This window comes from Sphingomonas parva (ex Maeng et al. 2020) (assembly GCF_004564275.1).
GTDB lineage: Bacteria > Pseudomonadota > Alphaproteobacteria > Sphingomonadales > Sphingomonadaceae > Allosphingosinicella > Allosphingosinicella parva.
Map to the genome: position 1 here is coordinate 1 of NZ_SPDV01000033.1, position 24,732 is coordinate 24,732.

General features: G+C 69.3%; 21 protein-coding genes. 11 read left to right on the forward strand and 10 right to left on the reverse strand.

The window, feature by feature from the left end:
• Positions 1 to 44 precede the first annotated feature (44 nt).
• A complete protein-coding gene (locus tag E2493_RS15535) occupies positions 45 to 1,994 on the reverse strand; it encodes a peptidyl-prolyl cis-trans isomerase (RefSeq protein ID WP_135088428.1) in 1,950 nt (649 codons plus the stop codon).
• Positions 1,995 to 2,127: 133 nt separating this feature from the next.
• On the opposite strand from E2493_RS15535, the gene tpiA reads away from it, so the two are divergent.
• The 6 genes from tpiA (at position 2,128) to E2493_RS15565 (ending at position 8,662) form a co-directional block, all read left to right on the forward strand.
• Positions 2,128 to 2,877, forward strand: a complete 750-nt coding sequence (gene tpiA, locus E2493_RS15540) for a triose-phosphate isomerase (protein ID WP_135088430.1) — start codon at positions 2,128 to 2,130, stop codon at positions 2,875 to 2,877.
• Between the two features lie 120 nt (positions 2,878 to 2,997).
• Entirely contained in the window at positions 2,998 to 3,408 is a 411-nt protein-coding gene (gene secG, locus E2493_RS15545) for a preprotein translocase subunit SecG (RefSeq protein WP_135088432.1), read from the forward strand.
• A gap of 106 nt (positions 3,409 to 3,514) precedes the next feature.
• Positions 3,515 to 5,146, forward strand: coding sequence for a CTP synthase (locus E2493_RS15550; RefSeq protein ID WP_135088434.1), 1,632 nt, complete (start codon positions 3,515 to 3,517; stop codon positions 5,144 to 5,146).
• Positions 5,147 to 5,243: 97 nt separating this feature from the next.
• A complete protein-coding gene (locus E2493_RS15555) occupies positions 5,244 to 5,549 on the forward strand; it encodes a hypothetical protein (RefSeq protein ID WP_135088436.1) in 306 nt (101 codons plus the stop codon).
• A gap of 213 nt (positions 5,550 to 5,762) precedes the next feature.
• On the forward strand, positions 5,763 to 7,643 hold the full coding sequence (locus E2493_RS15560) for a 2-oxoacid:acceptor oxidoreductase subunit alpha (protein WP_135088438.1): 1,881 nt from the start codon (positions 5,763 to 5,765) through the stop codon (positions 7,641 to 7,643).
• Positions 7,640 to 8,662: a 2-oxoacid:ferredoxin oxidoreductase subunit beta gene (locus tag E2493_RS15565; protein ID WP_135088440.1), complete on the forward strand. Its 1,023-nt coding sequence runs from the start codon at positions 7,640 to 7,642 to the stop codon at positions 8,660 to 8,662. The genes E2493_RS15560 and E2493_RS15565 overlap by 4 nt, the downstream gene beginning before the upstream one ends.
• 53 nt (positions 8,663 to 8,715) lie before the next feature.
• On the opposite strand, the gene E2493_RS15570 is transcribed toward E2493_RS15565, so the two are convergent.
• On the reverse strand, positions 8,716 to 9,426 hold the full coding sequence (locus E2493_RS15570; RefSeq protein WP_135088442.1) for an SDR family NAD(P)-dependent oxidoreductase: 711 nt from the start codon (positions 9,424 to 9,426) through the stop codon (positions 8,716 to 8,718).
• Between the two features lie 207 nt (positions 9,427 to 9,633).
• Positions 9,634 to 11,091, reverse strand: coding sequence for an amidophosphoribosyltransferase (gene purF, locus E2493_RS15575; RefSeq protein ID WP_135088444.1), 1,458 nt, complete (start codon positions 11,089 to 11,091; stop codon positions 9,634 to 9,636).
• A 241-nt stretch (positions 11,092 to 11,332) separates the two neighbouring features.
• Here purF and E2493_RS15580 point away from each other — a divergent pair, with 241 nt between their 5' ends.
• The 3 genes from E2493_RS15580 (at position 11,333) to E2493_RS15590 (ending at position 14,175) form a co-directional block, all read left to right on the forward strand.
• Positions 11,333 to 11,875, forward strand: a complete 543-nt coding sequence (locus tag E2493_RS15580) for a hypothetical protein (protein WP_135088446.1) — start codon at positions 11,333 to 11,335, stop codon at positions 11,873 to 11,875.
• Positions 11,876 to 11,939: 64 nt separating this feature from the next.
• A complete protein-coding gene (locus E2493_RS15585) occupies positions 11,940 to 12,356 on the forward strand; it encodes a MerR family transcriptional regulator (RefSeq protein ID WP_135088448.1) in 417 nt (138 codons plus the stop codon).
• 19 nt (positions 12,357 to 12,375) lie between these two features.
• A complete protein-coding gene (locus E2493_RS15590; protein WP_135088450.1) occupies positions 12,376 to 14,175 on the forward strand; it encodes an acyl-CoA dehydrogenase C-terminal domain-containing protein in 1,800 nt (599 codons plus the stop codon).
• A 21-nt stretch (positions 14,176 to 14,196) separates the two neighbouring features.
• Here E2493_RS15590 and E2493_RS15595 read toward each other — a convergent pair whose 3' ends face one another.
• The 4 genes from E2493_RS15595 to E2493_RS15610 all read right to left on the reverse strand — a co-directional run bounded on the left by E2493_RS15595 (position 14,197) and on the right by E2493_RS15610 (position 18,538).
• Entirely contained in the window at positions 14,197 to 15,480 is a 1,284-nt protein-coding gene (locus E2493_RS15595) for a hypothetical protein (RefSeq protein ID WP_135088452.1), read from the reverse strand.
• Positions 15,481 to 15,592: 112 nt separating this feature from the next.
• Entirely contained in the window at positions 15,593 to 16,033 is a 441-nt protein-coding gene (trxC, locus tag E2493_RS15600; protein ID WP_318531709.1) for a thioredoxin TrxC, read from the reverse strand.
• Between the two features lie 53 nt (positions 16,034 to 16,086).
• Complete coding sequence (locus E2493_RS15605; protein ID WP_450097534.1) at positions 16,087 to 16,875, reverse strand: EAL domain-containing protein; 789 nt, start codon at positions 16,873 to 16,875, stop codon at positions 16,087 to 16,089.
• Positions 16,876 to 16,933: 58 nt separating this feature from the next.
• Positions 16,934 to 18,538, reverse strand: coding sequence for a phytoene desaturase family protein (locus E2493_RS15610; protein ID WP_135088565.1), 1,605 nt, complete (start codon positions 18,536 to 18,538; stop codon positions 16,934 to 16,936).
• Between the two features lie 107 nt (positions 18,539 to 18,645).
• Between E2493_RS15610 and E2493_RS15615 the strand changes: the two genes are divergently transcribed.
• Complete coding sequence (locus tag E2493_RS15615) at positions 18,646 to 18,984, forward strand: hypothetical protein (protein WP_135088454.1); 339 nt, start codon at positions 18,646 to 18,648, stop codon at positions 18,982 to 18,984.
• Positions 18,985 to 19,069: 85 nt separating this feature from the next.
• On the opposite strand, the gene hmgA is transcribed toward E2493_RS15615, so the two are convergent.
• On the reverse strand, positions 19,070 to 20,356 hold the full coding sequence (gene hmgA / locus E2493_RS15620) for a homogentisate 1,2-dioxygenase (RefSeq protein ID WP_135088456.1): 1,287 nt from the start codon (positions 20,354 to 20,356) through the stop codon (positions 19,070 to 19,072).
• A 152-nt stretch (positions 20,357 to 20,508) separates the two neighbouring features.
• Here hmgA and E2493_RS15625 point away from each other — a divergent pair, with 152 nt between their 5' ends.
• Positions 20,509 to 21,765 (forward strand): hypothetical protein, encoded by a 1,257-nt coding sequence (locus E2493_RS15625; protein WP_135088458.1) that lies wholly within the window; start codon positions 20,509 to 20,511, stop codon positions 21,763 to 21,765.
• Between the two features lie 13 nt (positions 21,766 to 21,778).
• Here the strand turns inward: E2493_RS15625 and gorA are convergent, their stop codons facing one another.
• Positions 21,779 to 23,122, reverse strand: coding sequence for a glutathione-disulfide reductase (gorA, locus tag E2493_RS15630; RefSeq protein ID WP_135088460.1), 1,344 nt, complete (start codon positions 23,120 to 23,122; stop codon positions 21,779 to 21,781).
• A gap of 49 nt (positions 23,123 to 23,171) precedes the next feature.
• Positions 23,172 to 24,668, reverse strand: a complete 1,497-nt coding sequence (gene pgi / locus E2493_RS15635) for a glucose-6-phosphate isomerase (protein ID WP_135088462.1) — start codon at positions 24,666 to 24,668, stop codon at positions 23,172 to 23,174.
• Between the last annotated feature and the right edge of the window lie 64 nt (positions 24,669 to 24,732).

The following is a 24,732-nucleotide window of genomic DNA, read 5'->3' on the forward strand; positions in this document are numbered from 1 at the left end:
CCGGCCGCGCTCCTCCACGCCGGCGGCGCGGAGGAGCGGGCGCGTCACTGGGCGGCGCCGCCGCTCAGCAGCTGCTGCTTGAGGGCCGTGAACGCACCCTCGTTGCGGCGGATGTCCGAACGGGCGCGAATGGCGCGGGTGAGCTGCTCGACATATTCGTTGCCGATCACCTCGTTGAACTGGCCGCGCACGGCGTCGATCAGCGCCGGCTCCTTCGACGCGTCGCCGGGCACGATCTTGTCGAGATAGACGACGAACCAGCCGCCGCCGTTCGGCACCGGCAGGAGCCGGGCCTTGCCGCGCGGCAGGCTGAACAGCATGGCGAGCGGCGGCGGCACCTGGCCGCCCTGGCGGGCGATGTCGCGGCGGACGGCGGTGACCGGCTGGACCGGCGGCAGCTTGACCTGCGCCTCGGCGAAGGCCTGGGCAGGCGGCGTGCCGGCGTTGATCTTCGACTGGATCGACGCGGCGACGGCGCGGGCGCGCTCGGTGGCGCGGCGGATCACCAGATCCGTCTTCACCCGGTCGCGGATCTGCGCGAGCGGCGGCGCCGCGGCGGGCGTGACGTTGGTGACGATCATCACCGCGTAGCGCTCGTTCGGGGCGACCACCTCGACGACCGGCTCGGCATTCGGCTCGAGCTCGAAGGCGGTCTTGAGCAGCGGCGCCAGCTCGGCCGGCGGCTGCCAATTGGGCGTGCCCGGAGCGGCGCCGGCGGCGGTCACCGGAACGGTGTCACGGGCGGCGAGCTTCTCCTTCTGGACGACCTCCTGGAAGGTCGCGCCTTCGCCGATCGCATTCTCGATGCGGGCGGCGACGTCGGCGAGCGCGTCGGCGGCCTTCTGCTGCTCGATGCGCGTGGCGATCTCGCCCCGCACCTCGGCGAGGGTGCGGCCCGGCGTGGTCTTGATGTCGTCGACACGGACCACGTGCCAGCCGAGCGGCGAGCGCTCCGGCCCCACCGTGGCGCCCTTGGCGGCCGCGAAGACGGCGTTGGCGAGCGCCGGCGTCGCGAGGCGGGCATAGGCTTCCTTGCTCTGCTCGCCGATCGCCGTGTCGGACGGGGTGAAGCCGGCCTGCTGGGCCGCCGCCGCGAAGCTGGCGCCGCCGGCGATCTTCTGCGCGAGCGCGCGCGCCGCGGCTTCGTCCGGGAGAACGACCTGGGAAAGGACCCGCGTCTGCTTCGGCGCATAGGTCGCGGCGTTGCGCTGATATTCGGCCTGGATCTCGGCGTCGGTCGCCTTGGCGGCGTCGCCCAGCGTGTCGCGGCCGAACACAGCGTAGCGAATCGTCCGCCGCTCGGGGATGGTGTAGCGGCCCTGGTTCTTGCCGTAGAAATCCTGGATCTCGGCGTCGCTCGGCTCGCGGCCTGGGCCCATCGCCGCGGCCGGAACCGCGCCGACGACGCCCGAGCGGGTCTCGAGCAGCAGCGAGGCATATTGGCTGGCGAGCCCGCGCGGCACATAGGCGGAGCCCGCGGCGGGGAGCATCAGCTGGCGCTGGATCATCCGCTGCGCGATCTCCTGGCGGAGCTGCTGCTCGCTGATCTTCTCCTGCTCCAGCGCGCGGCGGAAGGTCGCCTCGTCGAACTGGCCGGCCAGATTCTGGAAGGCGGGGATGCGGGCGATCTCCCGGTCGACCATCTCGCGGGTGGCGCCGAGGCCCATCTTGCGGCCGAAGGCGGCGGTCGCCTCCATGTCGATCATCTGATCGGCGATCGCCTCGAGCGAGCCCTGGCGGAGGAAGGTCGCCATGTCGAGCTCCGGCTGCTGCTGGCGCAGGCGCGAGAGCTGGCGGTTGACCTCGTCGGTCAGCTCCTTGGTGGTGATCTTCTCGCCCTCGACCACGGCGATCGTGTCGCCGCCGCCGCCGCCGAGGCCGCCGAGACCGCTCCCGCCGGTGCCGAAGCCGGTGATGACGATCGCGAAGAGACCGATGCCGAGCACGATCAGCATGAGCTTGGAGACAATGCCACGACGGAACAGGGAGAGCATCTGGATACCTTGGAAGCTGGTTTGCGGCGGTCATAGAAGCGGCCGCCGGAAGGGGCAAGCTTGGCTGCGCCGCCTGCACTTGGCACCTCGCGCGGCGGTTGCTAGCAGCGGGGAGCAACCAAGGGAGAGGCCGATGCACGTCCGCCGCAAGCTCGTCGTCGGCAATTGGAAGATGAACGGCAGCCTGGCCCAGCTCGCCGAGCTGGCGCCGATCGCCGCCGCAACCCGCGCCGCCTCCGGGGTCGACGTCGCGATCTGCCCGCCGTTCACCCTGATCGCGCCGGCCGTCGCCCGCTCCGGCGGCATCCCGATCGGCGGCCAGGATTGCCATCACGAGAGCGCGGGCGCGCATACCGGCAACGTCTCGGCGGGCATGCTGAAGGAGGTCGGCGCCCGGCTCGTCGTCGTCGGCCACAGCGAGCGCCGCGCCGAGCAGGGCGAGAGCGACGAAATCGTCCGGCGCAAGGCGGAGGCGGCGCTGGCGCTGGGCCTCCAGACCATCGTCTGCATCGGCGAGAGCGAGACCGAGCGCGCCGAGGGGAGGGCGCTCGACTGCTGCTCCGCGCAACTGGGCGCCTCGATTCCCGAGCTGAGCGGCGAGGCCGAGCTGGTCATCGCCTACGAGCCGATCTGGGCGATCGGCACCGGACGGGTGGCGAGCTGCGACGACGTGCGCGAGGTCCACGCGCTGATCCGCAGGCTCCTGGTCGAACGCTTCGGCGACGCCGGGCGGCGGGTCCGCATCCTCTACGGCGGCTCGGTGCGCGGCGACAATGCGGCCGAGCTGTTCGCGGTCGACGACGTCGATGGCGCTCTGGTCGGCGGCGCGAGCCTCACCGCGGAGGGCCTGGTGCCGATCATCGAGGCGGCCGCGCACAGCTGAGCGCGCGGCGATCCGCAGAGCGCGGCCGGTTGAACCGGCGGCCCGGTTCGACTAGATCGCCAGCCAATTCCTCACACCAGAAGGTCCGGCGCACGCGGCGGGCCGCTTGAAAGCCTTGCGATGTTCACCTTCTTCCTGATCGTCCAGACCCTCGTCGCCGCCGCGCTCGTCGCGGTGATCCTGATGCAGCGCTCGGAAGGCGGCGGACTCGGCATGGGCGGCAGCCCCTCGGGCCTGATGTCGGCGCGCGGCGCGGCCGATTTCCTCACCCGGGCGACCTCGATCCTCGGCGGACTGTTCGTGATCCTCTCGATCGTCCTCGCCGGCCTTGCCGCCCTCGAGCGCGCGCCGATGCGCATCGATCCGGCCGCGGTCGCCCCCGCCCAGACTCCGGCGGGCCGGACGACGCCGCTCGGCACCCCGGGCCAGGCGCCGGCCACCGATCCGCTGACCGGCGCCGCCCGCCAGGCGCCGCCGGCCGCGGCGCCGGCGCCCGCCCCGTCGAACGGCGCGGTTCCGATCGCCCAATAACCGTCCAGCTGCGCCCCGTGGAAAATACGGGGCGCAGAAAATAATCGATCTTTGGTGATTCGCGGCCTTGCCCTGCCGCGGGCCGCCCTTCTATCCGGTGGCTCCCATGGCGCGGTTCATTTTCATCACCGGCGGCGTGGTCTCCAGCCTCGGCAAAGGTCTCATGGCAGCCTCGCTCGCTGCCCTTCTCCAGGCGCGTGGCTACAAGGTCCGCATCCGCAAGTTCGACCCCTATCTGAACGTCGATCCGGGCACGATGTCGCCGTATCAGCACGGCGAAGTCTATGTGACCGACGACGGGGCGGAGACCGATCTCGATCTCGGCCATTACGAGCGCTTCACCGGCGTCGCCGCCCGCCAGTCGGACAACATCACCACCGGCCGGATCTACCGCGACATCATCACCAAGGAGCGGCGCGGCGACTATCTCGGCGCCACCGTCCAGGTGATCCCGCACGTCACCAACGAGATCAAGGATTTCGCCCGCTCGGAGGTCGACGATCTCGATTTCCTGATCTGCGAGATCGGCGGCACGGTCGGCGACATCGAGTCGCTGCCGTTCATCGAGGCGATCCGCCAGCTCAGGAACGACATCGGCCGCAACAACACGGTCTCGATCCACACCACGCTGATCCCGTACATCGCCGCGGCCGGCGAGCTGAAGACCAAGCCGACCCAGCATTCGGTCCGCGACCTGACCTCGCTCGGCATCCAGCCCGATGTCCTGCTCTGCCGCGTCGACCGGCCGCTGCCCGAGGGCGAGCGCGCCAAGATCGCCCAATTCTGCAACGTCAGGAAGGAAGCGGTGATCCCGGCGCTCGATGCCAAGAGCATCTATTCGGTGCCGCTCCAATATCATCGCGAGGGCCTCGACGCCGAGGTGCTGCGCGCCTTCGGGATCGAGGACGCGCCGGCGCCCGATCTCTCCCGCTGGGACGACATCCTCGACCGCCTGTTCAATCCGGAAGGCGAGGTGACGATCGGCGTCGTCGGCAAGTACGTCGGCCTGCCCGACGCCTACAAGTCGCTGACCGAGGCCCTGGTCCATGGCGGCCTCGCCAATCGGGTCAAGGTCAACATCAAGTGGATCGACGCCGAATTGTTCGAGAAGGGCGACGACGTGCCCTCGCATCTCGAGCCGATGCACGCGATTCTCGTGCCCGGCGGCTTCGGCGAGCGCGGCTCGGAGGGCAAGATCGCCAGCGTCCAGTTCGCCCGCGAGCGCAAGGTGCCGTTCTTCGGCATCTGCCTCGGCATGCAGATGGCCTGCATCGAGGGCGCGCGGAACACCGCCGGCCTCGACAAGGCGAGCACCACCGAATTCGGCGAGACCGAGGAGCCGGTGGTCGGCCTGATCACCGAGTGGATGGGCAAGGAAGGCCTGGAGAAGCGCGCCGCCAACGGCGATCTCGGCGGCACGATGCGGCTCGGCGCCTATGAGGCGCGCCTCGACGGCAACAGCCACGTCGCCGCCATCTATGGCACCACCACGATCTCGGAGCGCCATCGCCACCGCTACGAGGTCAACGCCCATTACAAGGGCGCGCTCGAGGCCGGGGGCCTGATCTTCAGCGGCATGAGCCCCGACGGTGCGCTGCCCGAGATCGTCGAGCGGCCGGACCATCCCTGGTTCGTCGGCGTCCAGTTCCACCCGGAGCTGAAATCGAAGCCCTTCGATCCGCACCCGCTCTTCGCCAGCTTCATCGAGGCCGCGGTCAAGCAGAGCCGGCTGGTCTGACGCGCGTCCCGCGCCGACGGGCGGAAGCGGATTGCGCCGGGTGTGCAACGCTCTAGACTTGGCCGGGATTCGATCGGCGGGTTGAGGAGCGGGCGACATGGCGACGGGGCTGCTGACAGGATCGATGCGGGGCCTTTCCGCGCTCGCTGTGCCGTTGACGCTTGCCGCCTGCGGATCGCCTCAGGCCGCCGACAGCAACAACACCATCTCCGCGGCCGAGGCCAACGCCCTGCTCCAGGCGGCGGAGGAGAATGCGGCGGCGCTCGCCCAGGACGAGGATCTCGCCAACCGAGCCGCCGCGGACGAGGCGGCCGACATGGACGTGTTCGGCGGCAATGCCGCGGCCGGGGAGGGCGCCAACAGCGCGCCCGATCTCGCCGCCGACAACGACACCGGCACCTGAGGCCGCGCGTCTTCGCGCCGCTCTCGCCAAGACGCGACTTTGCCTCTATGGCACCGGCCGGGACGGCGGCTTCGCTTCCGTCGCTAAGCCTCGCGCGCGCCCCGGTTTTTGCCGCGGCTCACGTTGAGAAACGTGCCTCCAACGACTACCTTGGGCGAACCCGCCCCAGGGGATAGAAGGGGCCGCAACACAAGAGTTCAGGATTACTGCCCGATGGCGACGGCCACGCACCTCCTCACCCCTGAAGAAGCCAATGCCAACCCGGTGGCGGAGGCGGTCGTCGTCCGCTTCGCCGGCGACAGCGGCGACGGCATGCAGCTGACCGGCGGCCAGTTCACCCTCTCCACCGCGCTGGCCGGCAACGATCTCGCGACCTTCCCCGATTTCCCGGCCGAAATCCGCGCGCCGCAGGGCACCACCTTCGGCGTCTCGGCCTTCCAGATCAACTTCGGCTCGACCGCGATCGAGACCGCCGGCGACGCGCCCGACGTGCTGGTGGCGATGAACCCCGCGGCGCTGAAGGTGAACGTCGCCGATCTGAAGCCGGGCGGGCTGATCATCGCCGACGAAGGCGAGTTCGGCGTCCGCAACCTCGCCAAGGCCGGCTACGAGGCCAATCCGCTCGAGGACGGCAGCCTCGCCAAATGGCAGCTGATCAAGTTCAACATCTCGCAGCTCACCCTCGACGCCGTGAAGCCGTTCGGCCTCGGCAACAAGGAGGCGCTGCGCTGCAAGAACATGTGGACGCTCGGCCTCGCGCTCTGGATGTTCGACCGCGAGCGCGCGCCGATCGAGCAATGGCTCAGGACCAAGTTCGCCAAGGCGCCCGAGCTCGCCGAAGCGAACATCGCGGCGCTCAACGCCGGCCATGCCTATGGCGAGACCGCCGAGCTCGGCGCGCAGATCCCGCAGCAGCATATCGATCCGGCGCCGGCCGAGCCGGGCCTCTACCGCACGGTGAACGGCGCCGAGGCGATCTCGATGGGACTCGTCGCCGGCGCCCAGCTCGCCGGCCTGAAGATGTTCTTCGGCGGCTATCCGATCACGCCGGCCTCGGCGATCCTCCACCATCTCTCGCGCCTCAAGGAGTTCGGAGTCACCACCTTCCAGGCGGAGGACGAGATCGCGGCGATCGGCTCGGCGATCGGCGCCTCCTATGCCGGATCGCTCGGCGTCACTTCGTCCTCGGGCCCCGGCATCGCGCTCAAGGCCGAGGCGATGGGCCTGGCGATCATGACCGAGCTTCCGCTCGTCATCGTCAACTCGCAGCGCGGCGGGCCCTCGACCGGCCTCCCGACCAAGACCGAGCAGTCCGATCTCTACCAGGCGGTCTACGGCCGCAACGGCGACGCGCCGATGCCGGTGATCGCCGCGCGCTCGCCGGCCGACGCGTTCGACTGCGCGATCGAGGCGTGCCGCATCGCGGTGCAGTACATGACGCCGGTGATGCTGCTCACCGACGGCTATATCGCCAATGCCGCCGAGCCCTGGAAAGTGCCGGACATGGCCGGTTACGCGCCGTTCGAGGTCGCGTTCTTCGAGGACGCGCCGACCGAGGGCGAGGGCTTCAATCCCTATTCGCGCGACGACAGGCTGGCGCGGCCTTGGATCCGTCCCGGCACCTGGGGGCTCACCCACCGCATCGGCGGCATCGAGAAGAACAAGGACACCGGCCATATCGAATATGCGCCGGCGAACCACCAGGCGATGACCGACATCCGCCACCAGAAGGTGCTCGGCGTCGCCGACTCGATCCCGGAGCAGGACGTGACCCTCGGCGAGGCGGGCGGCAAACTCGTCGTCGTCGGCTGGGGCTCGACCTTCGGCCCGATCCACCAGGCGGTCCGCCGCGCCCGCGCCCGCGGCCTCGACGTCAGCCACGTCCACCTTCGCCACATCTGGCCACTGCCCAGGAATCTGGGCGCTCTTCTCAGGGGTTACGAGCGGATCATCGTACCCGAAATGAACAACGGCCAGCTCAAGACGGTGCTGCGCGACCAGTATCTCGTCGACGCCCGCCCGGTGAACAAGGTCTCCGGCCAGCCCTTCAAGATCGCGGAGATCGAGGCGGCCATTCAGGAAGCGCTGCAATGAACGAGATGACCAAGCTGACCGCGAAGGATTTCGCCACCGACCAGGAGGTGCGCTGGTGCCCCGGCTGCGGCGACTATGCCGTGCTGAAGGCGGTGCAGCGCACCCTGCCGGAAATCGGCGTCCGGCCGGAGAACACCGTGTTCGTCTCCGGCATCGGCTGCTCGAGCCGCTTTCCTTATTACATGGAGACCTACGGCTTCCACACGATCCACGGCCGCGCGCCGACCTTCGCGACCGGGATCAAGCTCGCCAATCCGGATCTCTCGGTGTGGATCATCACCGGCGACGGGGATGCGCTGTCGATCGGCGGCAACCACACGATGCACGTGCTGAGGCGCAACCTCGACACCCAGATCCTGCTGTTCAACAACGAGATCTACGGCCTCACCAAGGGCCAATATTCGCCGACCAGCCGGGTCGGGACCCGCTCGCCCTCGACTCCGTTCGGCTCGGTCGACCGGCCGGCGAGCCCCTGCGCCTTCGCGCTCGGCTCGGGCGCGCGCTTCATCGCGCGCGGCATCGACGTGCACAAGAATCTGCCGGACGTGCTGAAGGCGGCGCACGCCCACAAGGGCGCGGCGTTCGTCGAGATCTACCAGAATTGCATCGTCTACAATGACGACGTCTTCGCGCCGTTCACCGCCAAGGAAAATGCCGGCAACCAGCTCTGGCTGAAGGCCGGCGAGCCGATGCTGTTCCAGGGCGGCACCCGCGGCATCGCCCTCGATCGCGCCGCTCTGGCGCTGAAGGTGGTCGATGTGGTCGACGGCGACTGGCAGTCCGCCGGCGTGCTCGTCCACGATCCGCGCAACCGCTCGGTCGCCCACATGCTGGTCGAGATGCCGTTCGGCGCCTTCCCGACCGCACTCGGCGTGATATACGAGGATCCGGCGCCGACCTTCGAGAGCGCCGTCGTCGAGCAGAACGCGGCCGCCGCCAAGGGCAAGACGCCCGATCTCCAGGCCCTGGTCTCGAAGGGCCAGAGCTGGGAAGTGACGAAAGAGCCGCACGTCATCTAATCCTCCCCGGAAAGAGCCGCACGTCATCTAATCCTCCCCGCAAGCGGGGAGGATCAGCGCACCTCGAGCCGGTATCCGGTCTCGAAATCGTTCCTCAGCAGGTCGGCGATGCCGGCGGCGACCGCCTCGGGCTGCTTGATCGTGCCCGGATCCTCGCCGGGGAAGGCGCGGGCGCGCATGTCGGTAGCGGTGGCGCCCGGATCGACGATCGCGACGCGCACCGGCGAGACGTTGCGGACCTCCTCGCCATAGCTCAGCGCCAGCGTCTCGAGCGCCGCCTTGGAGGCGCCATAGGCGCCCCAATAAGCGCGCGGGGCGCGGCCGACGCTGGAGGTGACGGCGAGCAGGCGGCCGGCCGCGCCGGCGCGCAGCAGCGGATCGAAGCCGGCGATCATCGCCTGGTTGGCCAGCACGTTCAGGGTCAGGACCTTGTTGAACTCCTTGCCGTCGATCGCCGCGACCGGGGAGAGCGAGCCGAGCATCGCCGCGTTCAGCACCATCACGTCGAGGGCCTGCCAGCGCCCGGACACGGCGGCGGCGAGGCGGGCGATGCTGTCGCTCTCGGTGAGATCGAGCGGCGCGATCGTCGCGCTGCCGCCGGCGGCGTGGATCCTCTCCTCCACCTCCTCGAGCGCGCCGGCGGTGCGGGCGGTGAGGATGACATGGGCGCCGGCCGCGGCGAGCGTCTCCGCGGTCGCCGCGCCGATGCCGCGGCTCGCGCCGGTGACGAGGGCGAGACGCCCGTCGAGGAACCTGTCGGACAAGGGGAAAACTCCAGTTCGTAAGCTGCCGCAGCCCCTACGAACTGGAGCAGGATTTGGCTAGAGCGGGCTGCGGGAAGTCGCCCGCCACGCGCATGAGACCCCCCCCCACCGTTCGGCCCGAGCCTGTCGAAGGCCGCTCCTTCGGTTCTTCCAAGAAGGGGGCTTCGACGGCCTCAGCCCGAACGGAGCTTCATATCGGGCAGGAACTTACGCGTAGCGCTCCTGGAGCATGGCGAGCTGGTCGGCCGGCTCCGCTTCCTCGTGGTCGGTGAGGCGGGTCGGGTAGGCGCCGGTGAAGCAGGCGTCGCAATATTGCGGCTGCGTCTCCTCGCGCGACTCCTCGCCGACGGCGCGGTAGAGGCCCTCGATCGAGATGAAGGCGAGGCTGTCCGCCTTGATATAGTCGTTCATCTGCGCGACGTTCATCTGCGCGGCGAGCAATTTGGCGCGCTCGGGCGTATCGACGCCGTAGAAGCAGCTGTGCCGGGTCGGCGGCGAGGCGATCCGCATATGGACCTCGCGGGCGCCGGCCTCGCGGAGCATCTGGACGATCTTGAGCGAGGTGGTGCCGCGCACGATCGAATCGTCGATCAGCACGATGCTCTTGCCCTGGATCAACGCCGAATTCGCATTGTGCTTCAGCTTGACGCCGAGGTGACGGACCTGGTCGCTCGGCTGGATGAAGGTGCGGCCGACGTAATGCGAGCGGATGATGCCGAGCTCGAACGGAATGCCGCTTTCCTGGGCGTAGCCGATCGCCGCGGGAACGCCGGAATCGGGCACCGGCACGACGTAATCGGCCTGCACCGGATTCTCGCGGGCGAGCTCGGCGCCGATCTGCTTGCGCACGCTGTAGACCGAGGCGCCGTCGACGATGCTGTCGGGGCGCGAGAAGTAGACGTGCTCGAAGATGCAGGGACGGGGGCGGACGTCGCCGAACGGCCGGTGCGAGCGGATGCCGCGATCGGAGACGATGATCAGCTCGCCCGGCTCGACCGAGCGGATGTAGGTCGCGCCGACCACGTCGAGCGCCACCGTCTCGGAGGCGAAGATATAGGCGTCGCCGAGGCGGCCCATGACCAGCGGCCGGATGCCGAGCGGATCGCGGCAGGCGAGCATGCCCTCGCTGGTCAGGCAGACGAGCGAATAGGCGCCTTCGACCTGCTTCAGCGCGTCGATGAAGCGATCGAGCAGGGTGCGATAGGTCGAAGTCGCGACCAGGTGGATGATCGTCTCGGTGTCCGAGGTCGACTGGAAGATCGAGCCGCGACGGTTGAGCTCGCGGCGCAGTTTCATCGCGTTGGAGAGATTGCCGTTGTGGGCGATCGCGAAGCCGCCGGACGAGAGGTCGGCGAACAGCGGCTGGACGTTGCGGATCGCGGTCTCGCCGGTGGTCGAATAGCGGACGTGGCCGATGCCGGCCCTCCCGGCGAGCCGCCGGATGATGTCGTCGCGGTCGAAATTGCCGGCGACATGGCCCATCGCGCGGTGCGAGTGGAACTGGTGGCCGTCGAAGCTGGTGATGCCGGCCGCTTCCTGGCCGCGATGCTGCAGGGCGTGTAGGCCGAGCGCGACCAGAGCGGAGGCGCTGTCGGCGCCCCAGACGCCGAAAACGCCGCATTCCTCGCGCAATTTGTCGTCGTCGAATGGATTGGTGGTCAGCATGTCCAACTCGCCCCGCTCAGCTAAAGCTTTTGCCATCGGGACCCGCCCCCAACTCGGGTACCGCCGGGACGCCTCCCGACGGCCGCTCATATAGGGTTGCCGGCCCGCTTTGTCGCCCCATGGCGTAAACATTTGATCGAATTGAGGGGGAACGCCGCGGCGTCTGGCGATTCTTGCCTGAACCGTGGCTGGCTGGCAGGAACGGGCCGGCCCGGGCGGCCGAGGCTGGAGGAGCTGACCTATGAAGAAATCGCTGATCGCGCTCGTCCTCCTCGCCGGCTGCGGCGGCTCCGGGCCCGAGCGCGGCAACGACGCCGCACCGCTCGCCAACGGCGCCGCGCCGCACGGGCAGGCCGAGGGGCGGGCGCAGGCCACGGCCGGCGACGCCGCCGGGCCGGGCCGGCTCACCGGCCTCTACGAGAGCGGCGCCGGCGAGCAGAAGAACCAGCTCTGCATCGTCGACAAGGGAAGCGGCAGCGCCCAGTTCGGCCTGATCGTCCGCGGCGCGAACAACCACAATTGCGCCGGCGCGGGCACCGCCGTGCGCAGCGGCGCGCGGCTGACCCTGACCATGACCGGCGATTCGACGTGCAGCATCGAGGCGCGCATGGACGGCGGCACGATCAAGCTTCCTGCCGGCCTGCCGGCCGGCTGCTCTTATTATTGCGGTGCCCAGGCGCGGATGGCGAACGCCAGCTTCGAGCGATCGGGAAGCGGGACGGAGGCGGCGATGAAGGCGAAGGATCTCGCCGGTGACGCGCTCTGCGAGGGCGCCGGCGGCTGACCTTCGCGTCCGGCCAGGGGGCGGCTGCTTGACGTTGACGTAACCGTAAAGTACCCCGGCCGCCATGCCGGACACCGCTCTTCACTCCGATTTTCAGGCGCCGAGCGAGAAGACCTACACGATCACCGATCTGTGCGGGGAGTTCGACGTCACGCCGCGGGCGCTGCGCTTCTACGAGGACGAAGGCCTGATCGCGCCGAAGCGGCAGGGCCTGTCGCGCATCTACGGCTGGCGCGATCGCGCACGCCTCGCCTGGATCCTGCGCGGCAAGAGGGTGGGCTTCAGCCTGGCCGAGATCCGCGAGATGATCGATCTCTACGACCTCGGCGACAATCGCGCCGCCCAGCGCCGGGTGACGCTGGCCAAGTGCCGCGGCCGGGTCGAGGCGCTGAGGAAGCAGAGGCTCGACATCGATTCGACCATCGCCGAGCTCGAGAGCTTCATCGCGATGGTCGAGGCGGCCGACGCGCCGTCCGAATAGATTTGCCGGAGAGGATCCCATGCCGACCTACACCGCCCCCGTCCGCGACACGCGCTACGTCTTCGATCACGTGCTCGGGCTCGAGCGCTATTCGAACCTTCCCGGCTTCGAGAACGCCACGCCGGACATGATCGATGCGATCCTCAGCGAGGGCGGCCGGTTCGCCGCGGAGGTGCTGGCGCCGCTCAACCGCTCGGGCGACGAGGAAGGCTGCACGCGGCACGAGGACGGGTCGGTGACGACGCCGAAGGGCTTCAAAGAGGCCTATGACCAGTTCGTCGAGGGCGGCTGGACGACGCTCTCCGCCCCCGAGGAGTTCGGCGGGCAGGGGCTGCCTCAGGTCCTCGCCACCGCGATCAGCGAATATCTCCTCTCCGCCAACCAGGCGTTCGAGATGTACCACGGCCTCACCCAGGGCGCCATCGCCTCGATCCTGGTGAAAGGCTCCGACGAGCAGAAGGCGACCTACCTTCCCAACATGATCTCGGGCCGCTGGACCGGCACGATGAACCTCACCGAGCCGCATTGCGGCACCGATCTCGGCCTGCTGCGCACCAAGGCGGAGCCGCAGGCGGACGGCAGCTACAGGATCACCGGCACCAAGATCTTCATCTCCTCGGGCGAGCACGACCTTTCGGAGAACATCATCCATCTCGTCCTCGCCAAGATCGCCGGCGCCCCGGACAATGTGAAGGGCATCTCGCTTTTCATCGTGCCCAAGTTCCTGGTCGATGCGGACGGATCGGTCGGCGCGCGCAACGGCGTCGTCTGCGGCTCGATCGAGGAGAAGATGGGCATCCACGGCAATTCGACCTGCGTCATGAATTATGACGGGGCGACCGGCTATCTGGTCGGCGAGCCGGAGAAGGGGCTCGCCGCGATGTTCATCATGATGAACGCCGCGCGGCTCGGCGTCGGCCTCCAGGGGCTCGCCCAGGGCGAGGTCGCCTACCAGAATGCGGTGACCTATGCGAAGGAGCGGCGGCAGGGCCGCGCCCTCGTCCCCGATCTTCGCGAGGAAGGGGCCAAGGCCGATCCGATCATCGTTCATCCCGACGTCCGCCGCATGCTGATGGAGGCGCGCGCCTTCAACGAGGGCAGCCGCGCCCTCGTGCTCTGGGGCGCGCTGCAGGTGGACGTCAGCCGGAAGGCGCAGACCGAGGAGGAGCGCGAGGCCGCGTCCGACCTGCTCGGCCTGCTCACCCCGGTGATCAAGGGCTATCTGACCGACAAGGGGTTCGAGACCGCGGTCAATTCGCAGCAGATCTACGGCGGCCACGGCTACATCCGCGAATGGGGGATGGAGCAGTTCGTCCGCGATGCGCGGATCGCCCAGATTTACGAGGGCACCAACGGCATCCAGGCGCTCGACCTGGTCGGCCGCAAGCTCGGCGCCAACGGCGGCCGCGCGATCCAGGCCTTCCTCAAGCTGCTCGCCGAGGAGATCGGCGACGCAAAGGCGGCCGGCGGCGACGCGGCGACGCTGGGCGCGGCGCTCGAGAAAGCGGTCGGCGATCTCCAGACCGCGACGATGTGGCTGATGCAGAACGGCATGGCCAATCCGCTCAATGCCGGCGCCGCGGCCTATCCGTACATGACGCTGATGGGCCATGTCTGCCTCGGCCTGATGTGGCTGCGCATGGTCCGCGCCAGCGGCGCCCTGCTCGCCAATGGCGGCGAGGACGGCGATTTCCACCGCGCCAAGCTGGTCACCGCCCGCTTCTTCGCCGAGCGCATCCTGCCCGAGACGGGGTCGCTGCGCCGCAAGCTCGAAGCCGGCGCCGACACGCTGATGGCCCTGCCGGTCGAGGCTTTCTGAGGCGCCTCGCCGGCTGGCGGCTCAGTGCGACGTCGCGCCGTCGCGCGGCGGCAGCGGGTCGGTCGCCTGCGCCTGCAGCCTGGCCTTGAGCGGGGAATTCTGAGGTGCGGTGGCCAGCGCCTTCGCCTGCTTGAAGTTCTCGACTCCGATCGCGAGCTGCAGCGAGTAATCGAGCGACGTCGCGGGCGGCTGGAAGACGCCGCCGGCGGGAAGGTTGGTGAACTTGGCGGGGAACATCGGTGCGACCGGCGCCTGCGCCGTCATGTGGCATGACATGCAGGACGATGCCGGATTGTCGACCGGCCCGTTGAGCCGGCCCTGGTAACCGACGTGCGGCATGCGCACCGCCGGATTCAGCCAGGTCTCCTTCAGCGGCCCCGTGCCCGAATAGCCCGGATCGTTGCCCCACATCACGCCGACCGGCGCCACGTTGGTCCAGCCCTGGCCGGGCTTCCCGCCCGGCCCGCCGCCGTAGACGAAGGTGCCGAACACCCATCCGAGCGGCGCCCTCTTGTCCTTCACCGCGATGTCGATCTGGAGCAGGCGGACCGGGAGGATGGCGCGCGTGTTGGGCGGCTTGGCGGCGTTCACGTCCTTGTAGACGAAGGCGTTCCAGGTCGGAGCGCCGGCCAGATAGGGCACCTGGTCCGGCCCCGCCGTAGTGAAGAGCAGCTTCGCCGCCACGCTCCCTTCCGGGAGGATGCCCTGCGCCGGGTCCGGCGCGCCGTGATTGGCCCAGACGCGGCCGATCGCGGTGCCACCAGGCGCATTGTAGAAGCCGACCGCGTAATTGTTCCACATCTGGCTCTGCTGGGGCGCGAGCTCTCCAGGGTTCGATACGCGCTCGCGCGTGAGGCCGTGGACGGGCTCGCGGCCGTTGAAGCCATAATCCTGCCAGGGCGCGTTGTACCAGCGCCGGCGACTGTTCAGGGCAGGGTTGAAGCTGTCCTCGACATTGGGACGAATGTTGCCCTCGTAGAAATAGGCGAGAACCGAGGCGATATATTGCTGCGGCTGCGTCAGCGGATCGAAGGCGAGCCAGGGCTGTGCGTCCTGCGGCGCCTGCTGAGGATAGTCCTGGGCGAGCTTGAAGACATTCCCCGTCCATCCGGCGGGCAGCGCGACCGTGGAATCGCAGAAAGGCGTGGTCGGCGTGTCGCATTGGCCGCTTCCCGCGGCGAGAGACTGTGGCTTCGTCGTATCCGCTTTGGCCTCGGACTTGTTGCCGGTGTCCTCGGACTGTCTGCAGCCGCTCACCGTGACTATCGAGCCGAGCAGGCCGATCATCAGCATTTTCCGGATCATTGCTTGTCCCCCTCGCAGCAACTTGGGCGAGACTACGCGGCTTCACGGGACTCCGCAATTCGCCTCTCCCGCCGAAGTGGAGGGAAGCGTGTGCGCGGCCGGGGCGAGAGCGTCAGGCTGTCTTGCGGACCCAGTCGACCAGGGCCTGGAGGGGCATCGCGCCGGCGGTGCGGGCGGCCTCCGCGCCCTTGCGGAAGAGGATCAGGCTCGGGATCGAGCGCACGGCGTAGCGGGCGGCGATCGCGCTCTCGGCTTCGGTGTCGAGCTTGCCGAGCCGTACCTGCGGCTCGAGCACTCTCGCCGCCGCCTCGAACACCGGCGCGAACTGCCGACAGGGGCCGCACCAGGAGGCCCAGAAATCGACGAGGAGCGGCAGGTCGCTGGTCGCGGCGTGGCGGTCGAAGCTGGCGCCGGTGAGCGCGATCGGCCTGGCCTGGAACAGGGCGGCGCCGCATCTGCCGCATTTTCCCTGGCCGAGGCGCGCCTGCGGCACCCGGTTCGGCGCGGCGCAGGCGGGGCAGGTGACGATCAGAGGATCGGGCAGGCTGGGCATGTTCGCTCTCCGCCTGCGCCAAAGCGCCGGCGGCCCGGCGGTTCCGCGCGCGGTCAGGCGGTGGCGACGAGCCTGGCGGCGGGAACGGGGAAGACGATCGGCGCGAGCGTCTCGAAAGCCGGGCGGCCGATCAGGAAGCCTTGGATGTAGCGGATGCCGAGCGCGCGCAGCGCGTCGAACTCGGCCTCGGTCTCGATGCCTTCGGCAACGAGGGTGATGCCGAGGTCCCGGCACATCCGGACGATGCCCTGGACGATGATCCGGCGCGGCAGGCTGGCGTCGATGCCGCGGATCAGCTCCATGTCGAGCTTGATGATGTCGGGCTGGAAACGGGCGAGGAGGGCGAGGCCGGCATGGCCGGCGCCGAAATCGTCGAGCGCGGTGCCGAAGCCCATCGCCTGGTAGGTGCGGACGATGTTGGCGACGTGCTCCGGCTCCGCCATCCGCTCGTTCTCGGTAAACTCGAAGAGCAGGCGATCGGTCGGGAAGCTGGTCGCTGCGGCGGTCTTCAGGGTCAGCTGGATGCAGGCCTTGGGCGAATAGACCGCGTTCGGCAGGAAGTTGATCGACAGCTTCGCTCCCGTCTCCAATATGCCCGCGGCGGCGGCGACCTCGATCGCCTTGACCCGGCAGCGCTGGTCGAAGGCATAGCGAGTCTGCTCCGTCACCCTTCCCAAGATCTCACCGGCGCCTTGGCCCTCGAGGCCGCGGACCAGCGCTTCGTAGGCGAAGGGCAGGCCGGTCTCGGCGTCGACGATCGGCTGCAGCGCCATCGAGAAATCGAAATCGAGGGCGGCGCCGTCGCGGCAGCCGGCGCAGAGGGACGGGCGGGAGTCTGACATGCGGGTGTTGTGGAGGCGCAGGGTTAAGAACGCGTTCACCGCGCCCGCCGGGAGTCACTCAGGCGGCGCGGTTCAGTTTCCTGCGGTCGGCGAGGATCGCCTGGGCGGCATTGTGGCCCGGCGCGCCGGTGACGCCGCCGCCGGGATGGGCGCCCGAGCCGCAGAGATAGAGGCCGGGAAGCGGCATGCGGTAATCGGCATGCCCGAGCATCGGCCGCGCCGAGAAGAGCTGGTCCAGCCCCATCTTGCCGTGGAAGATGTCGCCGCCGACCAGGTTGAACCTCTGCTCCAGATGCCAGGGCGAGAGCGCGAGGCGGCCGACCACGGACGCCTTGAAGCCCGGCGCGTAACGATCGACATGGTCGATGATGTGATCGGCGGCCTCCTCGACCCGCGTTTCCCAGCCGCCTTCCACCCGATAGGGAAAGTGCTGGCAGAACAGGCTGGCGACGTGCGCCCCCGGCGGCGCCAGCGTGTCGTCCAGCGTCGAGGGAATCAGCATCTCGACGATCGGCTCGCGGGCCCAGCCCTCGCTGCGCGCGCTGGTATAGGCCCGGTCCATGTAGCCGAGCGACGGAGCGATGATGATTCCGGCGGTGAGGTGATCGCCGGGCTCCGGCAGGCTGGTGAAGCGGGGCAGGTTGGAGAGGGCGACGTTCATCCGGAAGGTCGCGCTCTCCGCGGCCCAGCCGGCCATCCTGCGCGCGATCTCCGGCGCCACCGCGCCGTCCGGCAGCAGTTCGCCGAACAGAAGCTTCGGATTGACGTTGGCGGCGACCGCCTTCGCCCGGTACGTCCGCCCGCCCGCCGTTGCGCCGGCGGCGCGTCCGCGCTCGACGATGATCTCGTCGACCGGCGCGTCGAGCACGATCTCGACACCTTTCTCGCGGCACGCCTTCGCCATCGCCTGGGTGATCGCGCCCATGCCGCCGATCGCGTGCCCCCAGGCGCCGGGAACGCCCGCCGCCTCGCCGAACAGGTGATGGAGGAGCACATAGGCCGAGCCCGGCGCGTACGGGCTCGCATAATGGCCGACCACGGCGTCGAAGCCGAACAGTGCCTTGACGATGTCGGAGGTGAAATAGCGGTCGAGGATGTCGGCGGCCGATTTGGTGAAGAAGTCGAGCAGCGTGCGCTGTTCCTCGAGGCTCATGTGGCGGACGCCGTTGCCGAGCTTCAGCAGCGAAAGAATGTCGGCGAGACCGCCGCCGGCGTTGGGCGGCGCGCGCAGCAGCCAGGCCCGGAGCAGGGCGACGACCGAGTCGAGCGCCGCGACATAAGCGTCATAGCCCTCGGCGTCCGCCGCCGAATGGCGGGCGATCCCGGCGCGGGTGAGGCCGTTGCGGCCGGCAAGGAGATAGTCGGGGCCGAGCGTCGGCAGGAAATTGTCGATCTTCCTGAGCACCACCTTCAGGCCGTGGTCGTAGAGCCGCATGTCCTCGATCACGCGCGGGTTGAGCAGGCTGACCGTGTAGCTCGCCGTCGAATTCCTGAAGCCGGGCGCGAATTCCTCGGTCACCGCGGCGCCGCCGACCATCTTGCGTCGCTCGACGACGGTGACCTTCATGCCCCTGGCGGCGAGGTAATAAGCGCAGACCAGGCCGTTGTGGCCGGCGCCGATGATCAGCACGTCGCTCGACGCGTGCGGGGAAGGATGGTTCATGAAGCGGCTATAGCGCTGCGCGCGCGGGGTGACGAGCGCGTCCGCCGGCTTGGCGGTCATCGGGCGAAAATGGTATAAGCGCGGCCGTTCAGCAGGGAGTGTATGCGATGCGTCTCCTGATCCTGACTGCCCTCGCCGCCGCCGTGCCGGGCAGCGCGGCCCCGCCGTCCACGCCGGAGGGCGCGCGTGCGCCTTCGAGCCGGCAGATCCCGATCGTCCGCGGCACCCTGTGCGATCGCGCCGACGTTCATTGGGCCGACAATGTCGGGTCGCCCGAGGCGCGGCCGCTCACCGAGCTGCCGCCGGGCGACACCATTCTCGCCGTCTACCGCGAGCGGGAGGACGGCTGCATCGACCCGGTGATCGTCCGCTACGGCGACCCGGGCCGCGCTCCGAGGGCGCCTGCCCCGGAGCCGGTGCGGCCCAGGGCCCGGACATGGCGCTGAAGCGGTCGGCCTAGGGCGCGATCGGCTGAGGTGGAAATGCTTCGCGCTTCCGCCGATGGCGGGAATCGCGCTCTCTTCAGATGGTCTAGGGTAGCACCGCCTTGGGGAAGCCGCCCCAGGCCTCGTCATAGTCCGCCTGCAGGGCCTCGCCGGCCATGGCGAAGGCCGTGGGTCGGAACGGCCAGCAGCTCTCGACCATGAAGGCCATCGTGCCTTCGATCTTGTGCGGCTTGAGCGCCGCTTCGGACGCGCCGCGCCAGCTGGCGACGTCGGGGCCGTGGCCGGCCATCAGATTGTGCAACGAGAGCGCGCCGGGGGCGAAGCCTTCGGCCTTGGCGTCATAGGCGCCGTGGATCAGGCCCATGCACTCGCTCATCACGTTGCGGTGGAACCAGGGCGGCCGGAACGTGTCCTCCGCCACCATCCAGCGCGGCGGGAAGATCACGAAATCGGCATTGGCCCGCCCCGGCGTGTCGGAGGGGCTGGTGAGCACGGTGAAGATCGACGGATCGGGATGGTCGAAGCTCACCGTGCCGATCGTGTTGAAGCGGGCGAGATCGTATTTCCACGGCGCGAGGTTGCCGTGCCAGGCGACGACGTCGAGCGGGCTGTGGTCGATCCTCGTGGTCCACAGGCGGCCGAGATATTTCTGGACCAGCTCGGTCTCGCCGTCCCGATCCTCGTAGGCGGCGACGGGGGTGAGGAAGTCGCGCGGGTTGGCGAGGCCGTTCGAGCCGATCGGGCCGAGCTCGGGCAGGCGGAAGAGGGCACCGTGATTCTCGGCGACATAGCCGCGGGCGCGGCCGTCCGGCAGCGCCGCGCGGAAGCGGACGCCGCGCGGAACCAGGGCGATCTCGCCCGGCGCAACGTCGATCCGGCCCATTTCGGTGAACAGGGTGAGGCGCCCGTCCTGCGGCACGAACAGCATCTCCCCGTCCGCGTTGAAGAAGAACCGGCGCATGTCGTCGGTGGCGCGATAGACATGGACGGCGCAGCCGGACAGCGCCTCCGGCCCCCCGTTGGCGACCATCGTGGCCATCCCGTCGATCAGGTCGGTCGCGGCGTCGGGATAGTCGAGCGGGCTCCAGCGCAGCCGGTTCGGCGGCAGCGGGTCGTGGAGCGCGGCGCCGCCGAACGCGGGCGCGCCGTCATAGGGCGCGAACGGGGGGTGCTCGGCCGAGGGGCGTATCCGATAGAGCCAGGCGCGGCGGTTCTCGGCGCGCGGCGCGGTGAAGGCGGTCGCCGAAAGCTGCTCGGCATAGAGGCCGAAGGCGGGGCGCTGCGGCGAGTTGCGTCCCTCGGGCAGCGCGCCCGGCACCGCCTCCGTGGCGAAGTGACTGCCGAAGCCGGTCATGTAGCCGTCCGTTGCCATGCATCCTCTCTCGTTGGTTCGACCTGCGGATCTTCCGCCCGCGCCTGGCCCGTTCATACCGTTCGCCGCGCGCTTGTCGAAGCCCCTCCGCCGCCGCTTGCGCGGCTTCGCCGATCGGTTCAGGATCGGCGCCATCGAACACGGAGGGGGCTATGTTCGGTTCTGAAATCCTCGAGGTCGGCGTCGGGCTCATCCTGATCTTCCTGCTCGTCAGCCTGATCCTGACCGCGGTGCGCGAGACGATCGAAAGCTGGACCAAGACGCGGGCGCGCGACCTCGAGCGGGCGATCGCCGAGCTTCTCGACGATCGCGACGGCACCGGCCTTCGCGCCCAGCTCTACGAGCATCCGCTGATCGGCGGCCTCTTCCCGGGCGAGGCCGCGCCGAGCATCTTCGCGCAGCAGAGCGGCAAGGTGGCGAGGAAGGGTCACCGTAACCTGCCGTCCTACATCCCCCGCGAGACCTTCTCGCTGGCGCTGCTCGACTTGCTCAAGCCGCACGCCGAGCGCCTGAAGGCGGGGCTTGGCGGGGCCGGCGAAGGGGCGCCGTCCGACAAGCTGGCCCGCGCCTATCAGGCGCTCGATCGCGCCGCCGGAGGCCAGCCCGAGCAGATCCGCAAGAATATCGAGCAATGGTATGACGCGGCGATGGATCGCGCCTCCGGCTGGTACCGCCGGCGCACCCAGCGGCTGCTCTTCTGGCTGGGCCTCGCCATCGCCTTCTTCCTCAACATCAACGCCTTCGTCATCGCCCAATATCTCTCGACGCAGGACGCGGCGCGGGCGCAGGCGGTCAAGATCAGCGACAGCCTGCTCGCCGATCCGCAGGTGGCCGGCGCGCTCAGCCGCGAGATCGTCTCCCGGGGCGCCGCGCCGCCGGCCGGCGCGCAGGCCGGGGAGGGGAATGCCGCGGCGGCGCCGGAGGCCAATTCGGCCGAGGAAAGCGCCGACGTCGGTGACCTGATGCGCGAGGCCGAAGCGGCCGCCGAAACATCGCCGCCTGCCGCGCCCGTGCTCGTGGGCGGCACGAGCGCCGGCCCGGTGCCGGACCCGAACGCGATCCGCAGCAGATTGCAGGACGAGCTCGAGAAAGCAGGGCTTCCGATCGGCTGGAACCGCACGCAATGGACGCACGTGAAGCGGCAGCTGACCGATCAGCCGTTCTTCTTCGAAGGACTGTTCTTCCTGCTCTCCTGGCTCGCCGGCTTCGCCGCCGTCGGGCTCGCCGGCACGCTCGGCGCACCCTTCTGGTTCGACGTGCTTGGCAAGGTGATGGTCATCCGCTCGACCGTGAAGCCGACCGAGAAGAGCCCGGACGAGGCGTCGAAGGACGGAGGCACCGGCGGCGCGCCCAAGGCGCCTGCGGAGGAGGAAGGGCAAGGCGACACGGGGCCGCTGCGCGCCGGCTGAGGCGGTAGCCGCCTCACTTCATCAGGACGAGCTCTTCCGCCATCGTCGGGTGGAGGGCGACGACCTCGTCGAACTGCTCCTTCCTGAGCCGGGCCTTCACCGCGATCGCCGCCGCCTGGAGGATCTCCGGCGCGTCGGGGCCGATCATGTGGATGCCGACGACCTCGTCGGTCTGGCCGTCGACGATCATCTTGTACAGCGCCCGCTCGTTGCGGCCGGCGAGCACGTTCTTCATCGGCCGGAAGTCGGCGGTGTAGATCTTGACGGTGCCGAGCCGGTTGCGCGCCTGGCCCTCGGTCATGCCGACGCCGGCGAGCGGCGGGTGGCTGAACACCGCCGACGGGATGTTCTCGTAATCGACCTTCGTCGGCTTGTCGCCGAACACGCTGTCGGCGAACGCCTGGCCCTCGCGGATCGCGACCGGCGTGAGCTGGACTCGGTTGGTGACGTCGCCGACCGCGTAGATGCTCGGGCAGGTGGAGCGATTGTCGGAATCGACCACGATCGCGCCCTTGTCGTCGAGCTCGACCCCGGCCGTTTCCAGGCCGAGGCCTTCGGTGTTCGGCTTGCGCCCGATGGCGAACATCAGGAGGTCCGCGTCGACCGGATCGCAATTGCTCATCTCGATGTGCAGCGAGCCGTCGTCGTTCCTGGTGACCCGCTCGAACGATGCGTGGAAGCGGAATTCGATGCCCTTCATCATCGAGATGGTGAGCAGCCGGTCGCGGATCGTCTCGTCATAGCCGCGCAGGATCACGTCGCTGCGGTTCACCAGGGTCACCTTGGCGCCGAATTCGTGGAAGATGCCGGCGAATTCGTTGGCGATGTAGCCGGCGCCCGCGATCACGACGCGCTTGGGCAAGGCCTCGAGGTGGAACGCCTCGTTGGAGGTGATGCCGTGCTCGGCGCCGGGGAAATCCGGCACGACCGGGGTCGCGCCGCTGGCGATCAGGATGGTCTTGGCGGTCACCGTGCGCCCATCCGCAAGGGCGATGCTGTTGGCGCCCTTCACCGTCGCCCGCTGCCGGATGATCTCGACCGCGTGCCGCTCGAGATTCTCGGAATAGAGGCCTTCGAGCCGGTCGACCTCGTTCAGCACGTTGTCGCGCAGCGTCGGCCAGTGGAAATCGCATTTCGGCACGTCCCAGCCGAACCGCCGGGCGTCGGCGAGATCCTCGGCGAAATGCGCGCCGTAGACGAGCAGCTTCTTGGGGACGCAGCCGCGGATCACGCAGGTGCCGCCGACCTTGTGCTCCTCGGCGATCGCGACCCGGGCGCCGTGCGCTGCGGAGACGCGGGCGGCGCGGACGCCGCCGGAGCCGGCGCCGATGACGAAGAGGTCGTAATCGAAGGTCATGAAGGGGCTCCAGCCGCCGGGGAAAGAACAGGTTTGGTGAGGGACGCGCTCATTCGCCGAGGGCGCGGGCGATCAGCGCCTCGGTCGAGGGATCGAAGCCGAGATCCTCGCCATTGTCGATCGCCTTGGCCATCGACTTGCCGAGCTCGACGCCGAACTGGTCGAACGGATTGATGCCGAGCAGCACGGCGTTCACGAAGGTGCGGTGCTCGTAGAAGGCGAGCAGCGCGCCGATCGTGAACGGGTCGACCCGGTCGAGCAGGATCGTCGTCGACGGCCGGTCGCCGGGATAATTGCGGTGGGGATCCTCGCTGCCCTTGCCGGCCATCAGCGCGGCGCCCTGGGCGAAGCAGTTGATCAGCAGCTGGCGGTGATGCTCCTCGTCATAGCTGTGCCCGGGCTCGACCGCGGCGACGAACTCGACGGGGACGAGGTGCGTGCCCTGGTGGAGGAGCTGGAAGACGGCGTGCTGGGCATCGGTGCCGACCCCGCCCCAGGTGATCTGCGACGAGGCGCGGCCGACCGGCGTGCCGTCCAGCTTCACCGATTTGCCGTTCGATTCCATCTCCAGCTGCTGGAGGTAGGAGGGGAGCAGCCGCAGCCGCTCGTCATAGGCGAAAACGGCGCGGGTCTCGCAGCCGCGGACATTGGCGTAATAGCGGTCGACGAAGGCCGCGAGCACCGGCGCGTTGCGCGAGAGCGGGGCGAGGCGGAAGTGGCGGTCCATCGCCGCGGCGCCTTCCAGCATCTGCTCGAACGCCTCCCAGCCGAGCGCGAGCGCGGCAGGAAAGCCGATCGACGACCAGAGCGAATAACGTCCGCCGACCGTCTCCGAGAAGGGGAGGATGCGGGTCTCGTCGACTCCGAACTCGATCGCCTTGTCCGGCGCGGCGGTGAGGGCGACCATCTGGCCGTACGGATCGGCAACCCCGCCCTGCTCGAGCCAGGCGAGCGCCGAGCGCGTGTTGAGCAGCGTCTCCATCGTCGTGAAGGTCTTGGAGGCGACCGCCAGCAGGGTGCTGTGGGGATCGAAATCGGCGACGGCTTCCTCCAGCGCCGCGGCATCGACGTTGGAAACGATCGCGGCGTCGTAGCGGCCCGCGTCCCGGCCGAGCGCGTCGATCAGGAAGTCGGGACCCAGCGCCGAGCCGCCGATGCCGATGTGGAGGATGTGGCGGATCGGCCCGAAGGCCTCGGCCTCGATCGCATCGATCAGAGCCCGCATCCGCGCGTGCAGGGTGGAGGCGCGGGCGACGCTCTCCGGCGCGCCCTGGCCGCGCTCGGCGCTGTGCTCGGCCGCGCGGCCCTCGGTCGGGTTGACCTCCGCGCCGGCGAACAGCGCGTCGCGCGCCGCGGCGAGATCCTGCTGCTCGGCGAGCGCCTCGAAGGCGGCGAGCGCGTCCTCGCCGAGGTGGGTCTTGGCGAAGTCGAAGCGGATGCCCGCTTCCTCGAGGGTCAGACGCTGGACCCGATCCGCTTCGGCGGCGAACAGCTCCTGCAGCGTCCGCGTCCCGAGCTGTCCCACGGCCTGCCACGCATCGCTCATCCGTCCGTCTCCCTCTGCTGACGCGGCGCTTATCTAGGAGCGGCCGGGGGGAAAGGATAGGGGC

Bases quoted from the DNA above. Each gene is read 5' to 3' on its own strand.
- E2493_RS15535 (WP_135088428.1), bottom strand. From the start codon at position 1,994: ATGCTCTCCCTGTTCCGTCGTGGCATTGTCTCCAAGCTCATGCTGATC.
- tpiA (WP_135088430.1), top strand. From the start codon at position 2,128: ATGCACGTCCGCCGCAAGCTCGTCGTCGGCAATTGGAAGATGAACGGC.
- secG (WP_135088432.1), top strand. From the start codon at position 2,998: ATGTTCACCTTCTTCCTGATCGTCCAGACCCTCGTCGCCGCCGCGCTC.
- E2493_RS15550 (WP_135088434.1), top strand. From the start codon at position 3,515: ATGGCGCGGTTCATTTTCATCACCGGCGGCGTGGTCTCCAGCCTCGGC.
- E2493_RS15555 (WP_135088436.1), top strand. From the start codon at position 5,244: ATGGCGACGGGGCTGCTGACAGGATCGATGCGGGGCCTTTCCGCGCTC.
- E2493_RS15560 (WP_135088438.1), top strand. From the start codon at position 5,763: ATGGCGACGGCCACGCACCTCCTCACCCCTGAAGAAGCCAATGCCAAC.
- E2493_RS15565 (WP_135088440.1), top strand. From the start codon at position 7,640: ATGAACGAGATGACCAAGCTGACCGCGAAGGATTTCGCCACCGACCAG.
- purF (WP_135088444.1), bottom strand. From the start codon at position 11,091: ATGCTGACCACCAATCCATTCGACGACGACAAATTGCGCGAGGAATGC.
- E2493_RS15580 (WP_135088446.1), top strand. From the start codon at position 11,333: ATGAAGAAATCGCTGATCGCGCTCGTCCTCCTCGCCGGCTGCGGCGGC.
- E2493_RS15585 (WP_135088448.1), top strand. From the start codon at position 11,940: ATGCCGGACACCGCTCTTCACTCCGATTTTCAGGCGCCGAGCGAGAAG.
- E2493_RS15590 (WP_135088450.1), top strand. From the start codon at position 12,376: ATGCCGACCTACACCGCCCCCGTCCGCGACACGCGCTACGTCTTCGAT.
- E2493_RS15595 (WP_135088452.1), bottom strand. From the start codon at position 15,480: ATGATCCGGAAAATGCTGATGATCGGCCTGCTCGGCTCGATAGTCACG.
- trxC (WP_318531709.1), bottom strand. From the start codon at position 16,033: ATGCCCAGCCTGCCCGATCCTCTGATCGTCACCTGCCCCGCCTGCGCC.
- E2493_RS15605 (WP_450097534.1), bottom strand. From the start codon at position 16,875: ATGTCAGACTCCCGCCCGTCCCTCTGCGCCGGCTGCCGCGACGGCGCC.
- E2493_RS15610 (WP_135088565.1), bottom strand. From the start codon at position 18,538: ATGAACCATCCTTCCCCGCACGCGTCGAGCGACGTGCTGATCATCGGC.
- E2493_RS15615 (WP_135088454.1), top strand. From the start codon at position 18,646: ATGCGTCTCCTGATCCTGACTGCCCTCGCCGCCGCCGTGCCGGGCAGC.
- hmgA (WP_135088456.1), bottom strand. From the start codon at position 20,356: ATGGCAACGGACGGCTACATGACCGGCTTCGGCAGTCACTTCGCCACG.
- E2493_RS15625 (WP_135088458.1), top strand. From the start codon at position 20,509: ATGTTCGGTTCTGAAATCCTCGAGGTCGGCGTCGGGCTCATCCTGATC.
- gorA (WP_135088460.1), bottom strand. From the start codon at position 23,122: ATGACCTTCGATTACGACCTCTTCGTCATCGGCGCCGGCTCCGGCGGC.
- pgi (WP_135088462.1), bottom strand. From the start codon at position 24,668: ATGAGCGATGCGTGGCAGGCCGTGGGACAGCTCGGGACGCGGACGCTG.